The sequence below is a fragment of the Ralstonia sp. ASV6 genome, assembly GCF_016429285.1.
Classification (GTDB): domain Bacteria; phylum Pseudomonadota; class Gammaproteobacteria; order Burkholderiales; family Burkholderiaceae; genus Ralstonia; species Ralstonia flaminis.
The window spans coordinates 23994-30646 of record NZ_JAELUI010000064.1 but is presented as its reverse complement, the minus strand read 5'-3'; the positions used below and the strand labels follow the sequence as shown (position 1 = coordinate 30646).

Here is a 6653-nt window from a genome sequence, read left to right as displayed (position 1 = left end):
CGGCACCCACCTCACGGGCCTGCGCGCCGCCATGACGCGCGTCATCAACAAATACATCACCGACAACGAGATCGCCAAGAAAGCCAAGGTCGACACCTCGGGCGACGACATGCGCGAAGGCTTGACCTGTGTGCTGTCCGTCAAGGTGCCGGAGCCCAAGTTCAGCTCGCAGACCAAGGACAAGCTCGTCTCGTCTGAAGTGCGCCTGCCGGTGGAAGAAGTGGTGGCCAAGGCGCTGACCGACTTCCTGCTGGAAACGCCGGTGGACGCCAAGATCATCTGCGGCAAGATCGTGGAAGCTGCCCGCGCGCGTGAAGCCGCCCGCAAGGCCCGCGAAATGACGCGCCGCAAGGGCGTGCTCGACGGCATGGGCCTGCCCGGCAAGCTGGCCGACTGCCAGGAGAAAGACCCCGCGCAGTCCGAACTCTTCATCGTCGAGGGTGACTCCGCAGGCGGCTCGGCCAAGCAGGGCCGCGACCGCAAGTTCCAGGCGATCCTGCCGCTCAAGGGCAAGATCCTGAACGTGGAGCGCGCGCGCTTTGACAAGATGCTCTCCAGCCAGGAAGTGCTCACGCTCATCACCGCCATGGGCACCGGCATTGGCAAAGACGACTACAACCTCGACAAGCTGCGCTACCACCGCATCATCATCATGACCGATGCTGACGTGGACGGCTCGCACATCCGCACGCTGCTGCTCACGTTCTTCTACCGCCAGATGCCCGAGATCATCGAGCGCGGCCACGTGTACATCGCCCAGCCGCCGCTCTACAAGATCAAGCACGGCAAGGAAGAGCGCTACATCAAAGACGACGTTGAGATGGCCGCCTACCTCGTGCGCCAGGCGCTGGACACCGCCGTACTGGTGCGTGCCGACGGCACCGAGATTGCCGGCGACGCCCTGGCCGAACTCGCGCGCCAATACCAGCTCAGCCGCGGCGTGATCGAGCGCCTCTCGCGCGTGATTGACGCCGACGCCCTGCGCGCCATTGCCGAAGGCGTGGCCCTGGACCTCTCCAGCGAAGCCGCCGCAGAAGCCAGCGCCCGCGCACTCAAGACCCGCCTGCTGGAAATGCAAGGCAACGCCAGCAACGCCAACGGCGGCGCCACGGCAGACGCCTTCATGCAGTACGACGAGAAGAACGAGAAGTACCGCGTGATGGTCGTGCGCCGCCAGCACGGCAACCAGCGCCTGAGCCATATCGATGCCGACTTCGTGGCCGGCGCCGATTACGCCGCGCTCTCCAGCACCGCAGCCACCTTCCAGGGCCTGATTGGCGACGGCGCCAAGGTGCGCCGCGGCACCGGCGACAAGATGCGCGAGCAGAACGTTACCGACTTCCACGCCGCCATGAACTGGCTGCTGAGCGAAGCCGAGCGCGGCGTGAGCCGCCAGCGCTACAAGGGCCTGGGCGAAATGAACCCCGAGCAGCTGTGGGAAACCACCATGGACGTCACCCAGCGCCGCCTGCTGCGCGTGCAGATTGAAGACGCCATTGCGGCGGACCAGATCTTTACGACGCTGATGGGCGATGACGTGGAGCCGCGCCGGAACTTCATTGAGAGCAATGCGTTGGTGGCGCGGAATATTGATGTTTGACGCAAAATGTTTCTGCTGAGATTGCAGGCCAGTAGATGAAAAAAGCCCCATGAGGGGCTTTTTTCATTTGATCGTCGCCTCGAAAATGGTGATCGATTTACGAAAATATCTAGTTCTTGTCGGCGTCCGTTTCTCAGAGTAACGGCTATTGCCGTAAGCGAGTAGCCATAAGTTACCGGGGAGCGCATCCTCGCACAATAAGGCCGTAAATTTACTTCTATCCAAGAAAGGGGCGGTAGGTGCCCCACAGCAGGAATCAATAGATGAGCATCGCAGGCATACGTTCTAACCGAGGTGACGTCTACCAGACGCTGGTGGCATTTGATTGGGCATTGGAGGTACTGTCGAACCCTGGTTACCAATGGATTGAAGTAGATTCGATAGCGTACTCGGTAGACGACGTAGTAGTCGGCAAAACTGACGGCACCAAGATCGCCTGCCAGTGCAAAAAAAATCAAACTGATTTCAAGGCGTGGGCGATTACCGACCTTTCGGAAGAGGTAGGCAAAGCCGCTCAGTTATTGGTCCAGAACGAGAATGTGGAAGTTCGTTTCTACTCACGCAGCAATTTTGGCGATCTTGCAAAGCTGAGAGAGCATAGTTCGACGCAGCACGATGATGCTAGCTACCGAGCAAGTCTAAGCAAAGAACACCAAGTGGTGGATGCGGCTCTGTCGGCACAGCTTGCTACATCGGCCCCCGGTCTTTCTAGCTTTGAATTTTTGCGCCGAACAAAATTCTCGACCAGTAATGAGATGGATCGCATGGAGGCTCATCTGCGTGAGCGCTTGCGGAACATGGTGAGCAATCCTGATCCAGCATTCAACGCGCTTTGGGTACGCCTTGATCAGCTCGGCGCTCGCATAGGCGACGACAGTACGGCCGCCACCACACAGCATTGACTAACCAAAGAGGACCTTACCGCCATTATCAACAAGGCCGGGGCTATATTGACTCCGCCTATCAACCTTGCTGAGGTGCGTTCATCATTCTCAAGCACCTCCGCAATTGGCAGATCATGGCGGCGAGATATCGGGAGCCATCGCATTTTCAACCCGGTTTTGAGTGAGCTGCTCGCGGCCATTGATGCCAAGAAGGGCGCGATCTTGCTCACCGGTCTTCCGGGCTCGGGAAAAACCTGCGCGATGCTTGCGCTGCAAGAGGCATTGGAGGCGCGAGCGAAAATTCGTTCAGACATCGTGCCGCTCTTTATCCAGTCGCGAGAATTTGCTGACTTGGTCACCTCAGAAGATCGTCGAGATCACGGCCTCTCTGAGAGGTGGGTGGAGAAATCTGCTCGAATGGCTGAAGGCGCGCACGTGATTGTGGTCATCGACTCTTTGGACGTACTGTCCATCGCTCGCGATCATCGGGTTCTGAAATATTTTCTTGCGCAGATAGACCGCCTCTTACTAATTCCCGGCATCACTGTTGTTGCAGCCTGCCGTGACTTCGATAGGCACTACGACCGACGAATTGCCGAACGGCAATGGGATTGCGAATTGAAGTGCAAGCCGTTGGACTGGAATACCGAAATTGCACCGCTACTCGATGCGCTAGGGATTGCAACCGTTGCCATCGATGCTGTGACTCGCGAGCTAATAAAAAATCCACGCGAGTTGGCATTGTTTGTCGAGCTGGCTCAACGAGAAGGCAGCTTCAATGTCGTGACCAGCCAAGCTTTGGCGCAGCGCTATCTCGATGCCATTGTTCGGGCCAATGATGCACTTGGTGATGCGGCGATGCAGGCGATTGAGGTCATCGCTTCAGAAATGCTGAGCCGACGAAGCCTGGTAGTGCCGTGTCAGCGTTTCCCTGCATCGCAGGGTATTCAGCGTGAACTGTGTAGTCTTAACGTGCTGCAAGAAACGCAGGATGGGAAGCTGACATTCGGGCATCAAACTTTGCTTGACGTGCTAGTCATAAGCGGAGCCGTGCGCAGTGGCGTCACGTTGAACGAGTTCATACAGGGCTTGCCCCCCGTTCCTTTTGTCCGCCCCAGTATCCGCAGTTTTGTGGGGCAGTTGGCTCTTGGGGAGCGCCGTGACTTCAGGAAGCAACTTCGGGCGGTACTGACTGGTAGCACAGCGTTCCACATCCGGCGGTTGGTAGCAGAGTCACTTGCCGAGCAGACACCCCAGGAAGACGACTGGCTATTGATACGTGATTTGCGCGAAAAACATCGTGATGTTTTTCAAGTGCTCTATGCGTCGGCTAGTGCCATTGAGTGGCATCGCTTCTGGCTCAAATATTTGGTTCCTGCTCTAAAAATCGCACGGGATACCGAAGGATTGATTGGGCATGTTCACCGCGTAGCGCAATGGAGTAATGAAGACAGCACGAGTGTGCTGGTTTTCTGGATGGAGGTGCTGTCACTAGATTGGCTTGACGGCAATAGCATTGTGGACCAGCTTGGAATCTACCTGTCCAACATCAAATCCGAAAATATGGCACTGGCTGCTCCATTGCTTAAGCGGCTAATAGATTTGCCTCGATCCGAGCACAGCTTTCTTGGTCGAGTCATTGCTCGTTGCGTAGCAGCAGGCGCAATGGAGGATGCTTTGCTGTGGCGTTATATCGCAGAAGGGGTTACCGAGCAAGATTTGCTCGAATACAGGTTCGACAGAAAGCTACGCTGTAATGCCCATGAATTTGGAGATCGAGATGAAAATTTCATCCGTCAACGCATGGAGCAATCCGGCACTCTACTCGGATTGGCCCTTGAATCGATAGAGCGATGGAGTAACGCACGAACCTCACGCTATGGTGAGATGCGCGGAGGCTACCGATACGAATTTCTGGGCGAAACTTCATACGAAGATGCGCATAGCCGGAGAGATATGCGCCATGCAGACAATATGGACGTTCTGCTTGACGTGGTTGAGGCCGCAGTTCTTCATCATGCAAAAGAAAACTCGGCCTGGTGGCGGAACAACCGAAAGCGCCTTTGCTTTAATCGGGAAGGCTCGCTGCTCTACTTCGCTATCCTAGCTTGCACAGCGTCGCCAGAGACCAATGTTGATTTGATCGGTGACATGTTGTGTGATTCGCAGATGTTGGAGTCTAAACTTTCTTATGAGTTAGGCACGTTAGTGCAATCCGCATTCAGGCTCCTCGAAATTTCGGTGCAAGACGCTGTGATGGCGACTTTCTTGACTGTATGGCACGAGAAGGTTGCTGGCGGGTCCATTCCCTTCTGGATCTTGAAGAAGCGCGCAGAGCTCATCGTCCCTATCCCTTGTTATCTGCGCTCGCCTGAAGCACAGGCCGTTGTGGACACATATAAGGAAAGGAACGGGGTATTGATTCGTCAGCCGGATATCCATTCGAGTGGAGGCATGGTCAGCGCGCCGTTCTCATTCGAAGTGTTTCTCGATACCAGTGATAGTGGGGTGCTGAGCTTACTTAAACACTACAACGGCCACTCGGATTGGCACGGGGCCGACTTCTTAGTTGGTGGCGAGCGAGAGGTTGGCTGGCAACTGCGGGAAGCCTCCTCTCGCCATCCAGCTCGATTCTTGGGGTTGTTGTCGACCCGCTGGTCCGATATTCCCGGAAATTTTCGCGAGGACATCATGGACGGGGTTGCCACGTACTTAGCTCATCGCTATGGCAACTTGCAAACCAATGGACCATGGGTGCCCGTCGACGAGCCAGACGCTTCATTGCTCGCAGGCCAGATTCTTGATGAACTGGAAAGGCACCCGGGAGGCTGGTGGCGCCAACGTTCTGCGGCCAAAGCGCTAGAGGCTTGTGCCAATGTTACGCAGAGTGCGCAAGATGCTGCGCGTCTGATATTTTTGGCTATCGGATTTGAGATGCTTCGTGAGGATGATCCAATCAAGGGAAATAACGTTAACTTGATTGGTATCGGTATAAATATGAAAAAGGGGGATGTTGCTGAGGCTCTGATGATCCTGGCTACAAAGTTTCTGGAAAATGACCAAGCGCTTCCTGCATTGTTGGTATCAACGTTACGCCGGTTCTCTAATGATGAGAATCCGGCGATTCGCGCTTTGATTCTGCGTCGTCTGCCTTATTTGCAAAGCAAAGATTTCGATCTTGGCTGGGAGCTCTTTCATCTCGCCATGCGAGATGCCGATGAGCTTTGGGAGATTGCAGAGCCCTGCCTTTACTACGCCTATCACAACGCTTTCGAAGTGGTTGAACCTTTTCTGGCGCGTCTTCGTTGCGAAGGTGCTGGTAAAAGCCTAGAAACATGGGGGCGCATATCTGCCTTGTCGGCTATGACAAGGCATATCGATTTTCCCGAATTTCTACAGGACTTGAGTGTCCTCGGTAGCACTGACGCTTGGCGGGGGGCGGCTACCGTGTGGACGAATTTGGGGAATATTCAGAGGCATCGAGAGATGTGCCTTGCTGGCATGGATTCTGGTTTAAACGCGGGTGACGCCCATGCCAAGACAGTTGCGGAGAAGATGGATGAAATTTTCCGTGATCGTGAAAATGAAGTGGTGATTCTTGTTCCAGTTGACATAATTCGACGCTGTTTACTCATATTCGAAAGAGATCGCGAGAATAAGGATCGTCGTCTTTTCGGTTTTCATGAATGGCTAAACGCGATATCACAAATTAATCCCGAGCACGCTTTGGCCGCAACTGAGATCTATTTGACCTATGTCGGTCGTAGCAAGCCGTATATATATGACCATGAGAACAGTCTCACCCAACTCATGACCCGTCTCTTTGCCGAGGCGGAAGAGCGGGAAGAGTCCGACGGTGGCGCTATGCTGCAGCGTGTCGTGGTTGTACAAGACACGTTACTTTCACTTGGAGTGAATGGCGTAGCCGATTGGCTGAAAGCGGCCGAGCGGCCTTGACTAGGCCGTCAGCCAATTCCGTGATGTTGAGGGATCTTCCACTCACTTCGAGAGGTGGCCGTGGCATTTCGTGGAGCTTGATATGGCTGAAGATCATCATCTTTCGGAAATTCAACCCTGCGACTCGTTAAGAGCGCTCGACACGCTGTGTGCCCCCGATCCTCGCAGTGCCGTCGTACATTGGCAGATAGGGCTGGCAGCGTTCGTGCATT

At 55.1% G+C, this 6653-nt stretch carries 3 protein-coding genes; all 3 read left to right on the top strand.

Annotation, left to right across the window (positions count from 1 at the left end; genetic code table 11):
* A partial coding sequence (locus JHD73_RS14450; RefSeq protein WP_233176979.1) for a toprim domain-containing protein occupies positions 1-1600 on the top strand: 1600 nt, incomplete at its 5' end.
* 263 nt (positions 1601-1863) lie between these two features.
* Positions 1864-2502 carry a hypothetical protein gene (locus JHD73_RS14445; protein WP_199030965.1) on the top strand — a complete coding sequence of 213 codons (639 nt, stop codon included), beginning with the start codon at positions 1864-1866 and terminating at the stop codon, positions 2500-2502.
* Positions 2503-2661: 159 nt separating this feature from the next.
* Entirely contained in the window at positions 2662-6441 is a 3780-nt protein-coding gene (locus JHD73_RS14440) for an ATP-binding protein (RefSeq protein WP_199030964.1), read from the top strand.
* Positions 6442-6653 lie beyond the last annotated feature (212 nt).

Excerpts from the sequence above, each read along its gene's own strand:
- JHD73_RS14445 (WP_199030965.1), top strand. The coding sequence starts at position 1,864 with ATGAGCATCGCAGGCATACGTTCTAACCGAGGTGACGTCTACCAGACG.